Here is a 17,749-nt window from a genome sequence, read left to right on the forward strand (position 1 = left end):
TCGGGGGAATAGCTATGGGTTCCACACGCTCTACCTACAATGCGGTGCTGTTTGCCTTGAGTCTTGCGCCCGCGGTGTCGGCGCTGAGTATGCCCGCCCAGGCGGGCGAGCCGGATCGGTTGTTCTTCAAGGATGATGGACGTATTCCCAACAGCACGTTTCCAGTGCTGGTCTATCGTGCCGTACCGCTTGAGGGTAAGGACAACGCCGCCGCCTTCGAAAAGCTGTTCGCTGCGAACGACTGGCCACCGCAATGGCGGGCCGGCATCTTCGACTATCACCATTACCACTCGACTGCTCACGAGGTGCTAGGTGTGGCATCCGGGCACGCGCGGATCATTCTGGGAGGCGAGTCCGGCCAGGAGCTAACGGTGGAGGCAGGGGATGTGCTGGTGTTGCCCGCCGGAACCGGGCACTGCCGCATCGAGGAAAGCGATGACTTCGTGGTCGTTGGGGCCTATCCGCGCGGGCAGGAGGACTATGATATCCAGCGTGCCAATGCCTCCACTCATGATGCCTCGGTTACTCGTATCGCCCAGGTGCCTATGCCTGAGGCCGATCCGGTCACAGGCAAGGACGGCGTACTGCTTAAGGCATGGCGTATACAGCAGTGATCAGAGCAAGGCTTCGACTTGCAGGCAACGAAAACACACTTCATCGCCATGGTGCTGAAGGATGATATGTCCCTCTGTGAAACCAAAATCAGGATTGTGTTTGAACTTACTCTGGCTGATGGCCTCACGTAGGGCAGTATCGTATAGATCGTAGCGTAATACACATCGTCCAGCGAGCCAGTGTTCAACGTGGTTTTCGCGAACGATGAGTTGGCCGCTCATGAATTCGCCGGGCTGAATCGGAGTGGGCTCGGTAGGTGCCAATAGCTGATAAAGCGCGCCATGGGTGGTGAGCGGATTCTGCCCGTCCGGGTGGCTGGCATTGTCCAGGAGCTGCATCTCTGGGCCGCCCTGCCAGGATTCGGGCCAGGATTCGGCAACCCGGTACAGCACCCCGGCATTTCCACCCGCCGCCAGGCTGAATTCAAACGTCAGGGAAAAGTTTCGATACGATTGCCGTGAGATCAGATCGACTCGCGCGGCAGCAGGATCGGCATGCAGGATTCCGTTATCGTCTTTCCAGCTGCCAAGCGGGAAGTCTTCACCTTGATAAGCCCGCCACTGATGGGCATCGAGTACCTCGATCATGGTGTTGCGCCTCCTGTAAAGCGATACGCCTGACCATAAGACTGGCATCCCGTCTGCCCGGTTCAGAGCCGTAAACCCGATGGGCGTCATCGCAGCGGAGTGAACTGGCTTCCTGACAGGGCAGTCCGTTGAAGACACCTCCAACAATGTCGGGGCATCAACATGGCGCATGAATCACCTGTAGTCGTCATCACGGGCGGCACGGCCGGTATCGGTCGCGCAACCGCTCACTATTTTGCTCAAGCGGGTTACAAGGTCGCAGTCATCGCCCGAGGCGAGCAGGGGCTGACCGAGACGGTCGCCGAGCTGGAGGCCTTGGGTGCCAAGGCGTTGGGCTGCAAGGCTGATGTGGCTGATGCCGCCCAGGTCGAGCAGGCCGCGGAGCGTGTAGAAACAGAACTCGGACCGATCAACGTCTGGGTCAACGCCGCCATGACTACGGTTCTTGGGGCTTTTGGCTCGATGACGCCGGAGGAATACCGCCGCGTGACAGATGTGACCTACCTGGGCTGCACGTACGGCACCATGGCTGCCCTCAAGCGGATGAAGGTGCGGGACCGTGGCACTATCGTGCAGGTCGGCTCGGCGGTGGCGTACCGGTCGATTCCACTGCAATCGGCCTATTGCGGTGCCAAGGCGGCCATTCGTGGATTTACTGATTCCCTGCGCAGTGAGCTGATCCATGACAAGAGTCGTGTCCGGCTTACCATGGTTCACCTGCCAGCCCTCAACACGCCGCAATTCGACTGGGCCCGCAACAAGTTGGGCAAGCGCGGCCAGCCACTGCCTCCCATCTATCAGCCGGAAGTCGCAGCACGGGCCATCTTTGATGCCGCCATGCGTGCGCCCCGCGAAATCTGGCTGGGCAAGACCACGATCCAGGCCATCCTGGGCAATATGGTGGCGCCAGGCCTTTTGGATACGGTCATGGCTAAACAGGCCTACAGCGGGCAGATGACCAACGAGCCGGAAAACCCCGAGCGGGCGGATTACCTGTTCGAGCCGGTCGAAGGGTTGCACCGCACCCACGGGCGCTTCAACCAAAAGGCCAGCAACAAGGCCGTTTCGGTGGATTCGGATATCGTCAGCATGGTGGCCCTTGTGGCTGCGGGTGCCGGACTAATGGCGTTGGCCAAGCTGCGTCGCCTGAAGCCCTTTTAAACGCCTGCGCGGGAGGCATAAGTCTCCTGCAGACGCAGAGGCTCACGAACGAGTCGGCCATCTATTTTCAGATACTGAGGACTTCTCGCCGAGTGAGCCTGTCTAGGTCAGTAAGCACCCATTCCGCTTACAGCCGATCTAGGGAGGTTCTCATGGCGATGACCGTCGGTGATTTCATAGTCGAACGCTTGTACCAGTGGGGCGTACGCCGCATCTATGGCTACCCGGGTGACGGGATCAATGGTGTCTTTGGCGCACTGAACCGTTCGAACGAGAAGATCAAGTTCATTCAGGCCCGCCATGAGGAAATGGCCGCCTTCATGGCGGCAGCCGATGCGAAATTCACCGGGGAACTGGGCGTCTGCATCTCTACCTCAGGCCCTGGCGCCTCGCACCTGCTGACCGGCCTTTATGATGCCCGCATGGACCACGTACCGGTGCTGGCCATCTGCGGACAGCAGGCCCGCACTGCCTTGGGCGGCCATTACCAGCAGGAGCTGGATCTGGTCTCCATGTTCAAGGACGTAGCGGGTGCGTTCGTACAACAGGCTTCGGCGCCGTCCCAAGTTCGTCATCTGGTGGATCGTGCGATTCGTACGGCGGTAGGTGAGCGGCGTGTCACGGCCATCATCCTGCCCAATGACATTCAGGAGCTTGAGTACTCCGATCCGCCCCACAAGCACGGCACCATCCACTCCGGTGTGGGCTACAGCAAGCCCAAGGTCGTACCCTACGAGGCGGATCTACAACGGGCCGCCGACGTCCTCAATGCGGGCGAGAAGGTTGCCATCCTGGTGGGCGCCGGCGCGCTGGGCGCAACGGACGAGGTGATTGCGGTAGCCGAAAAACTGGGTGCCGGCGTAGCCAAGGCACTGTTGGGCAAAGCCGCGCTTCCCGATGCGCTGCCTTGGGTGACCGGCTCCATCGGCCTGCTTGGCACCGAGGCGAGCTACAAGCTGATGAGTAAATGCGACACGCTCCTGATGATCGGTTCCGGTTTTCCTTATTCCGAATTCCTGCCTGAAGAAGGCAAGGCCCGCGGCGTGCAAATCGATCTGAAGGCCGACATGCTCAGCCTGCGCTATCCCATGGAGGTGAACCTTGAAGGTGACTCGGCCGAGACCCTGCGCGCCCTGTTGCCGCTGCTGCGCGAGAAGACAGATCGCGCCTGGCGCTCGTCCATCGAAAACTGGCGTAAGGATTCAGACGAGACGCTCAAGGCCCGTGCACTCACGGATGCCAAACCGATCAATCCACAGCGGGTGGCCTACGAGTTGTCGCCGCGCCTGCCAGATCGCGCCATCGTGACGAGTGACTCGGGCTCCTGCGCCAACTGGTTTGCCCGTGACGTCCAGATGCGCCGCGGCATGATGTGTTCGCTGTCCGGTGGCCTTGCCTCCATGGGCGCGGCAGTGCCATACGCCATCGCCGCCAAGTTTGCCCACCCGGACCGCCCGGTGGTGGCCCTGGTGGGTGACGGTGCGATGCAGATGAACAACATGGCCGAGCTGATCACGGTAGCGAAATACTGGCGCGAGTGGGGTAACGGCAAGTGGATCTGCGCCGTCTTCAACAATGAAGACCTGAACCAGGTGACCTGGGAGCAGCGGGTCATGAACGGCGATCCCAAGTTCGAAGCCTCGCAGAACATTCCGGATGTGCCCTATCACCAGTTCGCCGAGTCCATCGGTCTCAAGGGTATCTATGTCGACAGCGCCGACCGGGTAGCTTCCGCCTGGGAAGAGGCACTCGCCTCCGAGCGTCCAGTCGTTATCACCTTCAAGACCGATCCGGATGTACCACCGCTGCCACCGCATTTCACTATCGAGCAGGCCAAGAGCTTTGCCTCATCGCTTCTGCATGGCGACCCGAATGAAGGCGGCATCATCAAGGAAACGGCCAAGCAGGTACTTAATTCAGTGCTGCCCGGACGCAAGAACAAAGACAAGTAGGACCGCCGTTTCGGCGCTGCCAATAGACCGGGGCGTGTAGCGAATACAGCGCCCCGATCTATCAATGTACTCTCCCTTGGCAAGATGGATAGAGCAGGGCAATACCCATCGCTTGATCAGCAGGGCACAGTCCTTGCGTAAGGAAATACGTGGTCACAGCCACGTTTTCCCGGTTCACAGTAAGGACATTGCATGCCTGTTCGTTTTACCCCTGCGTTCCTGAGCGTCGCCCTTGCGCTCTCTACAGCCTCCCTGTTTGCCGCAGACGCCAAGTCCGGCGTCGTCATCTACGCCACTGGCGGCACCATTGCTGGCAGCTCGGCCTCCAGCACCGATACCACTGACTACGACGCCGGTAAGCTGGGTATCGAAACCCTGATCAAGGCTGTGCCGGAGCTGAATCAGGTGGCTACGGTGACAGGCGAGCAACTCGCCAACATGCCCAGCCAGGACATGGACCAGAAGACACTGATGAAGCTGTCAAAAACGATCAGCCAAAAACTGGAAGACCCGGCAGTACATGGCGTGGTCGTAACCCATGGTACCGATACGCTGGAAGAAACGGCTTTTTTCCTCGACCTGACCGTCAAAAGCGAAAAGCCCGTGGTAGTGGTGGGAGCGATGCGCCCTGCTACAGCTGTAGGGGCCGACGGGCCCATGAACCTGCTCGAAGCGGTCAGTCTGGCAGCCAATGACAAGGCCAACGGACGTGGCACCCTGGTAGTTCTGAACGACCGCATCGGCTCGGCCTTCTATACCACCAAGACCAACTCCACCATGCCCGACACCTTCCGCGCGGTCGAGCAGGGCTACCTGGGCAGTTTTGTCGGCATTACGCCCCGGTTCTACTATTCTCCTGCCACACCGACCGGCAAGAGGCATTTCGATGTCTCCAAGCAGGAAAGCTTGCCCAAGGTCGTAATTCTCTACAGCTACCAGGACCAGGACAGTGCACTGATCGACGCAGCGATCAAGGATGGTGCAAAAGGCATTGTCATTGCCGGTACAGGTAACGGCTCTATCCCGACACGCACCAAGGAGACGGTCAAACGGCTTATGGAGCAGGGCATTCCCGTGATCCGCTCCACCCGTACCGGCTCTGGATTCGTCAGCAGGAAGGAAGAGGGCATTGGCAGCGGCTTTTTCAATCCTCAGAAGTCACGCATTCTCTTGTCGCTGGCTCTCGCAACCGGGGCGGACATGGCCACTATCGAGCGGTATTTCAGCGCGGCGGAATAGGGCGCGGTTGGGGCTGATGTGGCTAGTCAGGTTGGCATATGTGGGAGGGGTATCGCTTCGCCTATCCTCTGTATGTGCCACTTACCGGCCTCGTCACAAACCGCTTCGTAGGATGGGTTGAGCAGAGCCATACCCATCATTTCATTCTCATAAGACACCCGTCGAGCTAGGCATTCCGCCAGGCTAAACCTCTCCGTGCTGTCCTTCATGCCGAACGCTTCGCCATCGCGTTCGGTCTACCGCTTTCCCGACCACCTCCGGTCGGGCTGTTCAAATAATGATCAATACGCCTAGGAGCAAGCATGCCTGCGAGTGCTTCACATCCCCGTCGCGCCTTTATTTGGGTGGCCTGTGCCTTTCTGATCACCATGATGGGGACTACGCTGCCCACATCGCTGTATGTGTTTTATCAACGGGAGATGGGCTTTGGCGAGACGTGGGTAACGTTGATCTTCTCCATTTATGCGGCGGGTGTGATTGCGGCGCTGCTGGTGGCGGGGAGCTGGTCCGATCAGCTGGGACGGCGACCGATGCTGTTGGCCGGTATCGCGTTGTCGGCCATCAGTACGGTGATGTTTCTTTTCAGCCACAGCATTAGCGGATTAATGCTGGCACGGCTGTTCTCCGGTTTTTCCGCCGGGATTTATACCGGTACGGCCACCGTGGCGGTGTTGGAGCTGGCGCCTGAGCCGTGGCGCAATGTCTCGACCCTGGTGGCTACGGCTTCCAACATGCTCGGGCTGGGGTTGGGCCCTCTGGTGGCAGGCATCCTATCGACGTATCTGCCCTATCCGACGCATCTGGTGTTCAGCCTGTACCTGATCTTATTGGTGGTAGCCGCAGTGGGTGTGCTGTTGGCACACGAGACGGTCCAGCGCCCGGCTAAGCCGAGGCTACGAATACAAAAGCCTCATCTGCCGCGGGAGGTGCGAGCCCTGTTTATCCCGGCTGCCCTCTCGGGGATGGCGGGTTTTAGCGTGGCGGGGCTGTTTACGGCCGTCGTGCCGGCCATCATGGGCCAAGTCATGGGGCATACCCATGGCGTTACCATTGGCGCGGTTATCTGCCTGCTGTTTGTCTCATCCATCATCGGGCAGGCATTGCTGAAAAAGCTGCCTGCACACTTACACATGACGATTGGCTGCATTGCCCTATCACTGGGCACGGCCACTATTGGTGTCAGCATTGCCACTGCACAGGTCGGGTTTCTGCTCTTGGGAACGGTAATCGCAGGAGCGGGCCAGGGCATCGTGTTTCGAGCCGGTATGAACGCCGTGACAGGTGCCAGCCCACGTGAACACAAGGCAGCTGTAACCTCAACGCTCTTTGTCACGTATTACGTGGCGATGTCGGTGCCGGTAATTGGCGTAGGGGTATCGGCGGAGGCATTCGGGCTACGGCAGACAGGGGAATTCTTTGCCGCCGTGGTGACGCTGGTGCCGCTTCTGGCGATGGTAATCATGTGGATCGTGCAGTCCCGCCAGCGTGAGGCTGGCAGGGCGTAAGGAGAAATGGCCCAACCTCATGCGGTTGGGCCATGCCATGCAGCGTCAGTGGTCGTGGCGCTGCTGGTAGGGGTAGAAGCGGTGCTCGCGCAACTCGTGTTCGATCTTCTCCAGACTCTTGCCACGGGTTTCAGGCACGAAGCGCCAGATGAAGACCAGAGCCAGCAACGAGATTCCGGCATAAACCCAGAACGTATGGGCAGCGCCCAGCCACGTTACCAGGCTCAGCGTAGTCAGCGTGACGACCAGATCGAAGAACCAGTGGCTGAAGGCCCCAACGCTGGCGCCCTTGCCGCGCACGAACAGCGGGTAGACTTCCGAGTTGATCAGCCAGATGCATACACCGAAGCCGCCGCAGTTGAACATCAGGTAGGCCGCCAGACAACCCACGACCAGCCAGCGCTGCACGTCAGTGGTGGGGCCTGCACCCTGGAACAGGTAGCCCATGATGGCCAGCGCAATGATCGAGCCGGGGATTAGGATCAGCAGGTAGCGCCGGCGGCCGATGCGGTCCACCAGGAGGCTGCCGATCACGGTCATGATCACCACCAGGATGGTGCTGCAGCCAGTGGCCAGAACCGCCGTCTTATCGGAAAAGCCTGCCTGGGTCAGAATGGTCGGTGCGTAGTAGACGAGGGCGTTATTGCCGGTGATCTGCGAAAACATGGAGATGCAGACGCCCACGAGCAACGCAGGGCGAACCCAGGGCTGGAGCAGGTCCCGCCAGGTGCCTTCCGGTGCATCGCTCACCGTCTTGATCTCGGTCAGCTCCCGGCGGGCAGCCGCCTCATCACCACGGACGCGCTCCAGGACCGCCAGTGCGTCCTGCTCGCGTCCGCGGGACAGGAGCCAGCGTGGACTTTCAGGCAGTACCGACATACCGGCGAGCAGGATCACGGCCGGAACCACGCCCAGCGCAAACATCCAGCGCCAGTGCTCGTCCAGCGCAAAGCCGGTGAAATAGGCGACGGTAATGCCGCTGACCACCATGAACTGGAACAGTACCACCAGCTTTCCGCGATGCTGTGGCGGGGCCACTTCGGCAATGTAGACCGGAATGATCTGCGTCGAGCTGCCGGCACTCAGGCCAAGCAGAAAGCGCGACAGGATCAGCAGCGTCACGTTGGGCGAGACGGCCGATAGAATCGACCCGAGCGCGAATACTATGCCCACCAGGATGATGGTTCGGCGTCGGCCGAGTCGATCAGAGATCGGGCCGGTGCCCAGGCAGCCAAACAGCGCACCAAAGATGATGGCGCCCGTGACGAGCTGCTTGAGGGTGTCATTCAGCGCAAACTCACGGCCAAGGCCGAGCAGGGCGACGCCAATGATGCCAGTGTCGTAACCGAAGAGAAGGCCACCCAGGGCGGCGATGATTGCGATGAGAAGGACGAGGCCTTTACGCGCCGGAGCGGCAGGGGCCGAGAGGGTGAGCGTGGGAGATTCCATGTGATGCTGCCTGCTTTTATTGTATCCAGACGCGCCTGCCAGAGCAGGCGAACCGCTAAAAGACTGCTCTGACGCCACAGGGTTCAGAAACAAATTGTCATCAAACGGGATTCGATCACCTTTTTGCGCAATCGTTTCAGCAAAAGCAGCTAGCGAAGCGGTATTGGCGATATCGATGGAATGAATCAGTACGCTTGATTGGATAAATGCGCGGCTATCCTTTACGTTCTGCGCCACGATTTCCAAACGGCCGTTGCGGCTCCAAACGCTTGTGCTGGCCTGACTTTTATTTAAAGGAACGCAGTATGAATATCCTTGAAACCATCAATGCACGTCGCGCCATCCGTCGTTACGATGCTTCTCACCGGATGACCGATGACGAGCAGCGCCAACTGCTGAGTCATGCCCTGCTGGCGCCGACGTCGTTCAACCTGCAGCATGTGCGTCTGGTGGCAGTGACAGATCCGGCGCTGCGTCAGCAGATTCGTGCGGTAGGTTGGGATCAGGCCCAGATTACCGATTCCTCGTTGCTCGTCATCGTGTGTGCCGATGTTGCCAGCTGGGAAAAGAATGCCGCCCGTATCTGGAGCGAAGCTCCCCAGGCCGTGCAGGATTTCATGGTGCCCGCCATCGACGCGTACTATCGTGACAAGCCACAGACCCAGCGTGACGAGGCCATGCGCAGCACCGGCCTGGTGGCCCAGACGCTGATGCTCGCTGCCAAGGGCATGGGCTACGACAGCTGCCCTATGGTCGGCTTTGATTTCGAGGCCGTTGGCCAGCTGATCAATCTGCCGGACGACCATGTTGTCAGCCTGATGATTTCCATCGGCAAGGCCGCCGAGCCGGCGCATGCGCGCACTGGCAAGCTGCCCTACGACGAAGTGGTCATTCGCGACCGCTTCTAAGCTGTCCTTTGTCAGGCGCCAGGTCTTCGAGAGCAGGCGCCTGTGATGAGAGCCGCTGCGTTCAACCATCCTGTGTATGAAAGTCGGATAGCCATCCGCCTCTTCAGCAAGACATCCTTCGCCACACCAACCGATGATCGGTTGCAACCTCCCGCTGCGATTACCGGACTAAGCTAAAACAGCATTCATCGGTATTTCCTGGGAGGGACTCAAGATGATTACCGGTATTCCTGCACACACCTGCCGCCTGGCCAACTACAGCACCCTGCTTGCTGCCAATGAGCTCTGGTGCGCGGATCAGGCTCCTCTTAATGACCTGGACGAAGCCGATGGCGAGCTGGAGGATCTCGATCCCGAGACTCGCAGCCTGCCGGTAGAAGATCGCAAGAAGTTAATGGACGAATGATTTACCGCCCCTCTGGCGTCCTGCCACGGGTGTCAATCGACTAACGGTCACGTTCTTCATGAGCTGTACGTGACCCTACAGTTGACCTCATAACCCCTCGCAACACACTATCCCGTCCTCCGGTGCGAAGCCTTCTCTTCGTATAGCCCATTAAAACTATAAGGACGTCTCTATGTATCTCTCTGCGCCTTGCCTGTTTGCTCCGTCCTGTATGACGTACGAGTAATTGGCCACCCCTGCGCCTGTTTCACACCTTCCCGTCTGCTTTCCTTCCTGTACCTGCAGTATGAATGTGCCGACGGGCGGATTTTTGAGCCACTTCTGACGGCTCGCCTCCTGTTATCAGTACCCAAGCCATGACCGCAATGACCCATGCAACCGACGCATCGCCCCCGGGGCGCTCCGATTCACAGGCCCGCAAGGCCGCCCTTGGCAGTTTTGTCGGGGCGGTTGTGGACTGGTACGACTTTCTGCTCTACGGCATCGTGGCGGCGCTGATTTTCAACAAGGAATTCTTTCCCAACGTAAGCCCGGCCATGGGGACATTGGCTGCCTTCGCCACCTTTGGCGTGGGCTTTCTGTTCCGTCCCCTGGGTGGTTTTATATTCGGTCACTACGGCGACAAACTTGGCCGCAAACGCATGCTGGTGCTGACGGTCATGCTCATGGGCATTTCGACCGCCCTGATTGGCCTGTTACCGACTTATGCGAGCATTGGCTGGTGGGCACCTGTGCTGTTGGTTATTTTGCGTGCAATCCAGGGGTTTGCCGTAGGCGGCGAGTGGGGCGGCGCGGCCCTGATGGCCGTGGAGAGTGCACCGCCGCTCCGGCGTGCCTTCTACAGTAGCGGCGTGCAGGTAGGCTTTGGCGTAGGGTTGATCCTGGCTACGGGCAGCGTATCGCTACTTGATCATTTTTTGAGCGATGAAGCCTTTCACAGCTGGGGCTGGCGCCTGCCATTTCTGTTTAGCATCGTGCTGGTGCTGATTGCCTTATGGGTGCGCTCCAGCATGGAAGAATCCCGCGAGTTCGTGCGTGAGGTCAGACAGGCTCACAAGGCCGTCAAGCTGCCCATCGTGGAAGCGCTACGTCGCCATCCACGCGCGTTCCTCCTGATCATCGCACTGCGTATGGCTGAATTGTTCACCATGTACATCGTGACGACCTTTGCGCTCAGTTATTCGACTGCCAACCTGGGCCTTTCCCGCGAGCTGTTCCTGAATATCGGCCTGCTGGTGGGTGCCATCAGCTGCGTAACCATTCCCTGCTTCGCCTGGCTGGCGGACCGCTATGGGCTGCGCCGTATCTACCTGATCGGCGCCACGATTGGTGTGCTCTCGGCTGTGCCCTTCTTCCTGGCCCTGGAAGCGCGCTCGATTGGCTGGATCGTGTTCTTTGCCATCATGCTTGCCAACATGGCCCATGACATGATCGTCAGCGTGCAACAGCCGCTGTTCACGGAAGCCTTTGGTACCGAGTATCGCTACAGCGGGGCCGGTGTCGGTTATCAGGTTGCCAGCGTGGTTGGCGGCGGCTTTACACCGTTCATTGCCGCCTCGCTGGTCAGTGCCAATAACGGGTCCTGGCATCTGGTCGCGGCGTATCTGGCTGGCGGCTGTCTTGTTTCCTTGCTCGTAGCGGCACGGATGCGTCATCGGTAAGCGGTTGCAACCTATTCTCGGGTGGCTGGACTAAACAAAAGAGCCCAGCCATGAGGATATGCCGATGCTGACGCACCCAAGTCCTTCAGCGTTCACGCCTGATCCGGCCGTTATAGGCCTCTATTGTGCTGATCAGGCGCCTTTGAACGATCTTGACGAAGCCGATAGTGAGCTGGAAAGCGAACTCGATCCCGAGACCCGCCCGGAAGACCTGCCTGAAGAAGCGCGCGAAAACCTGGAAGAGCCAGCCAAGATTCCTGGCCCGATTCCGGACCCCGGCCCGCTGTAGGAAAACCTAACCGACGGCGAGGCTCAGTGTGGCCTCGTCCCGATGAAAATGCAGGAATGACCCTTTATAGGCTTCGCCGGTACTCAGTACACAGTCTGCTCGCGTACTCCGATACGAGTATTCCAGCTCCTCCATCTCACGGCAGAAGCTGGAACGCTGGCGGCGGTCCGGGTCGACAATGATGATGTCCACTTCATCTGCCGAGTGCCGGTCAATGAAGTCGGCCAGGATGGCAGGCTGGTCGCGCTCGTAGATCAGGTCACTGCCGATGATGAGATCGAACTGGCCTAGGTCCAGGTCGGTTCTGCCCCAATCTGCCGCCTGGTATTTGATCGGCCCCAGGTTGTTGAGCCGCAGATTCTCGTTCAGAAAGGTTGGGATCAACGGATGGTAATCACTCACCGTCATGTTGCCGCCCCGGCTATGCACCACGAGGCTGGCCAGCGCGAGACCCGCACCCAGTTCCAGGACACGTTTGCCCTTGAGATCAATGGTCTGCATGGCTGTGGCCAGTACATAGCTTGAGGGCCAGACCTGACCAAACAGCGGCCAGCTTTCGGGCGAGATGCCCAGCAGCTCCGCTTCGCCGTTGGGGTCATAGTATTGCTGATGGTCTTTTAGGGATTGGATGTGAAAATCCACATCACCAACGGTGACGGTTTGATATTTGACTCGATAACCGGACATGCTGATCCATTAGGTTGGATGATGTTGGCGTCAAGACAGGGCTTGATCGAACAGGCACCACTCTGAAAGAGCAGCAGTACAGGACGAAGGGCTTGCCATTGAGGCGATAGCGGCGAACAGCCGACTTTAAAAAACGCAGGCAATAAAAAAGCCCCGCTAGGCGGGGCTTTTTGGATCAGGCGTCTTAGACGACTTGAACCTGATCAGCCTGCATGCCTTTCTGGCCCTTGACGGCCACGAAAGAAACGCGCTGACCTTCGCTCAGGCTCTTGAAGCCGGCGCTTTCGATCGAACGGTAATGAACGAACAGGTCAGGACCGCTCTCAGGCGTGATGAAGCCGAAACCTTTCTCATCGTTGAACCACTTGACGGTACCCGTTTGGCGAGTAGACATGATGTATCTCCAAGGTAAAAGTAAGACTGCGGCGCTGAACCGTTCAGGCCGAGACTGAGATGCGAAAGTAAAACGAGCCAAGGAGATGAAACGTGAAGCAGTACATCAAGCCAGGGTATCGAAGTGACAATTGCAGAGCAGTGACGTCACCATACGCGCTTTTGAGCCGTTGTATACCTTTATTTTCCGGCAAGCAGCGGCAGTAGGCACAATTCTCTTATTTATCAACGCTCTGCCTGTTTAATTATTTTTGTGTTCTCGCCTTCTATTACCGGGCCCTCGTTCAGAGCTCAGCCGTTACCTGTGTAATGCCATAGCCAAGCCGTTCTGCAAACTCTTCAAGAAAGGTGGGCTGAAAGACGGCTTTTGCCCAGCCGTTGAAAATAAAGCCCAGATTGGAAAAGCCACAGGGCTGTAGGAACAGGAACCCGTTGATGTCATCTTCGTGTCCACATTCGGGGCAACGGAAATTGTCGGTATGGCCGGGCATCCAGTCTTCCAGGCTGTCGAACAGCGCCTCGCCGATCTCCCGGCGGCACTCAGGGCAACCCGCCTCCTCCTTGAATCCCTTGTCCGGCGTAAAGATGCAGCGGCGAGTGATGATTTCCAGTCCGTTGACAGGATGACCGAACGGCAGACGTTCGGGGTATCTGACCACCCGTTCGGCACCTGGAGCAATGCCATAGGCCATGCCCCGCGAGCCGCGGCCGCAGGTCGTTACCTGTTCCTGCACGATGTCCCTGCGTATCAGCCAGCGCAGCGCGCTCAATGCCTTGGCCTCATGGCCTGGCAGGGTGGAAATGGATGGAACGAGGATAAGCTGGTTATCGTACATACGTGCGGTCTGTGTAGGGGCTGGGAGGACGCGGCCTGAACAGGGTTACATTCACGTTCGGGTCTTAAAACAACAAACCGTTATTTTCGCTCAGATCGACCCGTTGTACAGGGAGTGTTATGTATGCGCCGAGGCAGAGGGAGTTATGGCAGCTGGCAGAGCGAACATAAGCGACAGGCATAAAAAATCCGGAACCCCGCAGGATTCCGGATTGATCGGATTCGGCTGTATTTAGGCATCTCTACAAAAGAGAGCCAAAGCCTGCCAATCGGTACTTATTTGCCGACAGTTTTGCCCAGGAACCAGGCGCGCTCTTCAGCTTGGTCGATCCACTCTTCCAGCAGGCTGGTGGTCGCCACGTCATTACCATCGCTGGTCAGGGTGTGGGTAGTGCGCATGAATGCAGCCAGCGCCTGGTTATCGGCATGCAGCTCTTCCAGCATCTGCTCAGCGGTCAGGTCTTCAGCTTCGCTGCTGGCCAGACGCTTTTGCTGCACCATCTGCTCCAGAGAGCGAATGGTAGGCTGACCAATCTTGCGTGCACGCTCGGCCATGGGGTCAGTCATGGCGAACAACTGGGTTGCCTGCTCTTCCAGCAACAGGTGATAGTCGCGGAAGTGGGTGCCGTGCATGTGCCAGTGGTAATTCTTGGTCTTGATGTACAGGGCGAAGACATCCGACAGCAGGACACTTAGCGCCTTACCAATTTCACCCTGTTGAGTCAGGGTAGCGTCCTGACCAGTGGACGCGCGTGCATTAATAGTTTCAACGGATTTCAGTTCTTGCTTGGCATTTGCAGTAGCCATATCTAGACCTCTCTGTTGAATATCGAAAAAGACCGTTAATCCAAACGGCTATACAATAAGGATATTCTATAGAGTATAGCGGCTCCTAATAAGTTCATAAAAATTTATTTTAATAACAATTTATAGCCCAAAGCTATATGATAAAAATATTTTTATAATATAACAGCATATTAATTATTCGTTTTTAAAAGACGATTTTTTAATGATGGCTACCAAATATACAGAAGAGCGCACATATATTTATATGAGCGCTTGCTTTTATTTTGGCTGGTAGATTCAACGTCTTGCGTTTTCTACATAAGTAACACTGTGAGTGTAGCCTGCTTTATTAGTTACGATCGGTAATAATCTTTCCATTGCGTGAAGAAGAGACCCGTCAATAGGTAAGGGCTCTGCTGGATAGTCAGACCAATTTAGATCCAGATTAAACATAGGCTCAAGCGCTTTAGGGCGAGCCCAGAACATAGTACCGACAGGGAAAGAGAAATATCCGTTTTTTAGCACGATATCCATGCGCTGTGCTAGTTCCTGAGCAAATTCTAGATATTTATCCCACCCAATAAGATTGGGATCATCTGCAAAAACTAAGCCTAGCTGTGGAGACATTTCAAATTCTTTAATAATGGCGTCAGCTGAGTTGAAACGGCCACCTATTAAATTCTCCATAAGGAAATTAACCCAATCCTTTACTAAGCGAGACTCTGCGGGCACATGTGGACTCTTTTTAGTATGAAAATGCCCTACAACATCATAAGTAATTAGGTCATCTTTGAATTCTGTAAAAAATGGGCCAATGTCCCTACCCACATTAGGAACAGTTCTTACTGTAAGTCTGGCGGGATAGTTATCTTTTAACAGGCTTTCAACTTCTTTTTTGGCAGTTTCAGAAGTTACGCTTATTAGAAGGTCAGGCGTTGTATTGTTCTCTGATAACCTATTTATTATGTCTGGCAGCATATCGGGATAATAAGCGTGTATATGAACACCTATTTTAAGATTTGCTATTTTTAGTGTTGATCTATCTTTTATATAAATTACTTTGTCTAGCCACTGGCCATTAGGTTTGCCAGCTTCAGCGAAATGAACAAGAGGATTTTTACCTATTGGAGCAATGGTGTTATCAGTTACATAGCGCTCTGGGTTAAACCCTGGCCTCGGTTTACGATTAAAAATAAAACCTTGGCTGTATTTAACAAATTTTCTTACAGCTTGCTCTTTGGTGCATCTCTCATCAGGAGCAATATAAAAACCTTCAATAAAATCATTCCTCTCTAGCAGGAACGATTCGTCAGTTTTTAAGCTATTATAGGATTGGCTGACATCACTCACAGCTTTTTCAAGCTTTTCTACATAACTTTCCATGTTAAATACATTTTCTGCAATATTCTTAACATGGCTTCCTAAAGATTTGAGCTTTTCCTTATCTTTACTCAAGCTTAAAATGAATTTTGCTGCAGCGTCAGTACTTAAAAACGGCATAACGCAAGAGGATGTCAGAGGGCTAGAAGCTAATATTTCTGATATACCAGTAGCGCTCTCAAAAGAAATTACAGGTTTTCCACTCATCATCGCGTCAATAGCGACATTTGGTAGGGGGTCCAAGCGAGAAGAAACAAAGAACATATCTACCATACTATAGATACTTTCGAGATAAGGCGTTTCGTCCAAAAGCTTAACCCGAGCGCCTATACCGGAGGCTTGCATTTGCTCCAAAACGAAGTCCGCATATTGCTTATATGGCTCAACATCTATTTTTCGACCTATCCAAACCATCAGTATTTCACTGTTGGGGTCTGTTCTATGGATTTCCATCGCGGTAGTTACGAATAGGTCAATACCTTTTCGATACTCAACAGTCCCTGCGCCTAACACAATAAAAGGCTTACGTGTTTTAGCATAAGGTATGCCAAACAACATCTTTTCATAGAAATTTGAAATTTTTTCCTCTGCATAATCCTTTGGCTGTTCTGAAGGAATTCTTGATTTCCCTTGAGGAATAATTAGACTATTATTTACAGCAACGCGAGTTCGCTCAATCAATGCGCTCTGTCTAACAACCTCAGCAGAAAATATAACTTTTCCAGCCCAAGCAAAGGTATCCACAAGTTCACAAGGGCTACAATGGAATTTGTAAAACTCATGGACTAACAGGATGGAGGGTATATAGTTTTCTGCAAGAGGTTTTAATATTGAACTTGATGCCAAACTGTTAACGATAGCGAATTTCGGCGCATAGGCATTGATTATATTATTGATTGCATAGTCTAGCGCTAGCTTTTGACGCTCATGAACGGAATAAGGGCCCGCTACGACAGAGCAAGATTCTTGGAAATAGCTTACTAGCTCACCATCCCCTAAAAGAATAGCAATAACATTATATTTTTTCTTAAGTTCTACACAGATATTCCAGCCTAAAACAGGTGCTCCTGTTCTCGATGCCTCATGACAGACTACGATAACAAAAGGTTTTCCTTCGTCAGTTAATAGTTTATTTACTGATAGAGGCTTAGACTGAGGAGCACGCCCTTCATTTATCCCATGATTTAAGTAGTGATGATATAGAGCTTCGGCTGGGCCAGAAACATCTGGGTAAATGAGGCCATAAAAATCGGGGTCAAAGCCTAGATTTTTGTAATCTATTTCAGAGGGAATGGCAGGTAATTGAGTTACAGTTTCAAACTTGGCTTGAGCTCTATCTGCTACATCCTGACTAGAGAGAGGCTCTTTACGCCTTAATCCCTTCAGCATGGTAACGATGGCCCTCGGCTTCGACATAAGACGCCATGAGCGTGAGCTTAAAATAGAATTTATCGTTATTTCTTTCTCATTGTTAAGACTCTTGCAATACTCTAAATCGTGATTTTTTTTAGCTAATTCATCTTCTAGTACTTTGTTTTGGTTCTCTAAATAGCTAATTTTTTCATTAAGTATTGTTATTTTTATTTCGTGCTCATTATTCTCTTCAAGCATTACCTGCTTTGTAATAGCCAAAGCGTCAATTTTGTTCTTTTGCAGCTCAAGGTTTGGTTGGTGACTGGATTGAGCATCTTTACCACTAAAGTATTTTAATTCTATGTCTGTAAGTCGATTGAAAAGCTCTTTTAGACTTTCACTAGTATCAGAGCTTTTGCTCATAGCGATAGTTTCTAATTTACTGGTTAGCTCAGCTACCTTGCTGTCACGGTCAATAACGGCCTGGCTAAGCTCGGTTATCTGTCCGTCGCGCGCGACTACGGCCTGGCTAAGCTCAGCTAC

The 17,749-nt window shown here is 54.9% G+C and carries 16 protein-coding genes; 9 read left to right on the forward strand and 7 right to left on the reverse strand.

Translation table 11 applies throughout. The annotated features are described in order from the left end of the window. The first annotated feature begins 89 nt into the window (after positions 1–89). Positions 90–614 carry a cupin domain-containing protein gene (locus HMPREF1487_RS09725; RefSeq protein ID WP_037030643.1) on the forward strand — a complete coding sequence of 175 codons (525 nt, stop codon included), beginning with the start codon at positions 90–92 and terminating at the stop codon, positions 612–614. Here the strand turns inward: HMPREF1487_RS09725 and HMPREF1487_RS09730 are convergent, their stop codons facing one another. Further along, positions 615–1,202 carry a 3-keto-disaccharide hydrolase gene (locus HMPREF1487_RS09730; RefSeq protein ID WP_010796466.1) on the reverse strand — a complete coding sequence of 196 codons (588 nt, stop codon included), beginning with the start codon at positions 1,200–1,202 and terminating at the stop codon, positions 615–617. 162 nt (positions 1,203–1,364) lie between these two features. On the opposite strand from HMPREF1487_RS09730, the gene HMPREF1487_RS09735 reads away from it, so the two are divergent. The 4 genes from HMPREF1487_RS09735 to HMPREF1487_RS09755 all read left to right on the forward strand — a co-directional run bounded on the left by HMPREF1487_RS09735 (position 1,365) and on the right by HMPREF1487_RS09755 (position 7,059). Continuing rightward, positions 1,365–2,363 (forward strand): SDR family oxidoreductase, encoded by a 999-nt coding sequence (locus HMPREF1487_RS09735; protein WP_010796467.1) that lies wholly within the window; start codon positions 1,365–1,367, stop codon positions 2,361–2,363. A 152-nt stretch (positions 2,364–2,515) separates the two neighbouring features. Beyond that, positions 2,516–4,315 carry a thiamine pyrophosphate-requiring protein gene (locus tag HMPREF1487_RS09740; RefSeq protein ID WP_010796468.1) on the forward strand — a complete coding sequence of 600 codons (1,800 nt, stop codon included), beginning with the start codon at positions 2,516–2,518 and terminating at the stop codon, positions 4,313–4,315. Positions 4,316–4,507: 192 nt separating this feature from the next. Continuing rightward, positions 4,508–5,554 carry an asparaginase gene (locus tag HMPREF1487_RS09745; RefSeq protein ID WP_010796469.1) on the forward strand — a complete coding sequence of 349 codons (1,047 nt, stop codon included), beginning with the start codon at positions 4,508–4,510 and terminating at the stop codon, positions 5,552–5,554. Positions 5,555–5,856: 302 nt separating this feature from the next. Continuing rightward, positions 5,857–7,059, forward strand: a complete 1,203-nt coding sequence (locus HMPREF1487_RS09755; protein ID WP_010796471.1) for an MFS transporter — start codon at positions 5,857–5,859, stop codon at positions 7,057–7,059. A gap of 45 nt (positions 7,060–7,104) precedes the next feature. Here the strand turns inward: HMPREF1487_RS09755 and HMPREF1487_RS09760 are convergent, their stop codons facing one another. Further along, entirely contained in the window at positions 7,105–8,745 is a 1,641-nt protein-coding gene (locus HMPREF1487_RS09760; RefSeq protein WP_010796472.1) for a sugar porter family MFS transporter, read from the reverse strand. A gap of 68 nt (positions 8,746–8,813) precedes the next feature. On the opposite strand from HMPREF1487_RS09760, the gene HMPREF1487_RS09765 reads away from it, so the two are divergent. The 4 genes from HMPREF1487_RS09765 to HMPREF1487_RS09780 all read left to right on the forward strand — a co-directional run bounded on the left by HMPREF1487_RS09765 (position 8,814) and on the right by HMPREF1487_RS09780 (position 11,772). Further along, positions 8,814–9,416, forward strand: coding sequence for a nitroreductase family protein (locus tag HMPREF1487_RS09765; protein WP_010796473.1), 603 nt, complete (start codon positions 8,814–8,816; stop codon positions 9,414–9,416). Between the two features lie 214 nt (positions 9,417–9,630). Further along, positions 9,631–9,822, forward strand: coding sequence for a hypothetical protein (locus HMPREF1487_RS09770; protein ID WP_010796474.1), 192 nt, complete (start codon positions 9,631–9,633; stop codon positions 9,820–9,822). A 356-nt stretch (positions 9,823–10,178) separates the two neighbouring features. After that, complete coding sequence (gene shiA, locus HMPREF1487_RS09775; protein ID WP_010796475.1) at positions 10,179–11,483, forward strand: shikimate transporter; 1,305 nt, start codon at positions 10,179–10,181, stop codon at positions 11,481–11,483. Between the two features lie 64 nt (positions 11,484–11,547). Further along, positions 11,548–11,772: a hypothetical protein gene (locus HMPREF1487_RS09780; RefSeq protein ID WP_010796476.1), complete on the forward strand. Its 225-nt coding sequence runs from the start codon at positions 11,548–11,550 to the stop codon at positions 11,770–11,772. A 6-nt stretch (positions 11,773–11,778) separates the two neighbouring features. Here the strand turns inward: HMPREF1487_RS09780 and HMPREF1487_RS09785 are convergent, their stop codons facing one another. The 5 genes from HMPREF1487_RS09785 to HMPREF1487_RS09805 all read right to left on the reverse strand — a co-directional run. Next, a complete protein-coding gene (locus HMPREF1487_RS09785; RefSeq protein ID WP_010796477.1) occupies positions 11,779–12,459 on the reverse strand; it encodes a class I SAM-dependent methyltransferase in 681 nt (226 codons plus the stop codon). Positions 12,460–12,643: 184 nt separating this feature from the next. Then, positions 12,644–12,853, reverse strand: coding sequence for a cold-shock protein (locus tag HMPREF1487_RS09790; protein ID WP_010796478.1), 210 nt, complete (start codon positions 12,851–12,853; stop codon positions 12,644–12,646). 283 nt (positions 12,854–13,136) lie between these two features. After that, positions 13,137–13,688 carry a hypothetical protein gene (locus tag HMPREF1487_RS09795; RefSeq protein ID WP_010796479.1) on the reverse strand — a complete coding sequence of 184 codons (552 nt, stop codon included), beginning with the start codon at positions 13,686–13,688 and terminating at the stop codon, positions 13,137–13,139. Between the two features lie 275 nt (positions 13,689–13,963). Then, on the reverse strand, positions 13,964–14,494 hold the full coding sequence (locus HMPREF1487_RS09800; RefSeq protein ID WP_010796480.1) for a Dps family protein: 531 nt from the start codon (positions 14,492–14,494) through the stop codon (positions 13,964–13,966). A gap of 276 nt (positions 14,495–14,770) precedes the next feature. Then, on the reverse strand, positions 14,771–17,749 hold a 2,979-nt coding region (locus tag HMPREF1487_RS09805; protein ID WP_010796481.1), incomplete at its 5' end, for a rhamnan synthesis F family protein.

Source organism: Pseudomonas sp. HPB0071, assembly GCF_000478505.2.
GTDB lineage: Bacteria > Pseudomonadota > Gammaproteobacteria > Pseudomonadales > Pseudomonadaceae > Chryseomonas > Chryseomonas luteola.

What these genes read in the sequence shown, in the direction of transcription:
- HMPREF1487_RS09790 (WP_010796478.1), bottom strand. Translation starts at nt 12,853, where the DNA reads ATGTCTACTCGCCAAACGGGTACCGTCAAGTGGTTCAACGATGAGAAA.
- shiA (WP_010796475.1), top strand. Translation starts at nt 10,179, where the DNA reads ATGACCGCAATGACCCATGCAACCGACGCATCGCCCCCGGGGCGCTCC.
- HMPREF1487_RS09785 (WP_010796477.1), bottom strand. Translation starts at nt 12,459, where the DNA reads ATGTCCGGTTATCGAGTCAAATATCAAACCGTCACCGTTGGTGATGTG.
- HMPREF1487_RS09770 (WP_010796474.1), top strand. Translation starts at nt 9,631, where the DNA reads ATGATTACCGGTATTCCTGCACACACCTGCCGCCTGGCCAACTACAGC.
- HMPREF1487_RS09755 (WP_010796471.1), top strand. Translation starts at nt 5,857, where the DNA reads ATGCCTGCGAGTGCTTCACATCCCCGTCGCGCCTTTATTTGGGTGGCC.
- HMPREF1487_RS09725 (WP_037030643.1), top strand. Translation starts at nt 90, where the DNA reads ATGCCCGCCCAGGCGGGCGAGCCGGATCGGTTGTTCTTCAAGGATGAT.
- HMPREF1487_RS09800 (WP_010796480.1), bottom strand. Translation starts at nt 14,494, where the DNA reads ATGGCTACTGCAAATGCCAAGCAAGAACTGAAATCCGTTGAAACTATT.
- HMPREF1487_RS09780 (WP_010796476.1), top strand. Translation starts at nt 11,548, where the DNA reads ATGCTGACGCACCCAAGTCCTTCAGCGTTCACGCCTGATCCGGCCGTT.
- HMPREF1487_RS09745 (WP_010796469.1), top strand. Translation starts at nt 4,508, where the DNA reads ATGCCTGTTCGTTTTACCCCTGCGTTCCTGAGCGTCGCCCTTGCGCTC.
- HMPREF1487_RS09740 (WP_010796468.1), top strand. Translation starts at nt 2,516, where the DNA reads ATGGCGATGACCGTCGGTGATTTCATAGTCGAACGCTTGTACCAGTGG.
- HMPREF1487_RS09730 (WP_010796466.1), bottom strand. Translation starts at nt 1,202, where the DNA reads ATGATCGAGGTACTCGATGCCCATCAGTGGCGGGCTTATCAAGGTGAA.
- HMPREF1487_RS09795 (WP_010796479.1), bottom strand. Translation starts at nt 13,688, where the DNA reads ATGTACGATAACCAGCTTATCCTCGTTCCATCCATTTCCACCCTGCCA.
- HMPREF1487_RS09765 (WP_010796473.1), top strand. Translation starts at nt 8,814, where the DNA reads ATGAATATCCTTGAAACCATCAATGCACGTCGCGCCATCCGTCGTTAC.
- HMPREF1487_RS09735 (WP_010796467.1), top strand. Translation starts at nt 1,365, where the DNA reads ATGGCGCATGAATCACCTGTAGTCGTCATCACGGGCGGCACGGCCGGT.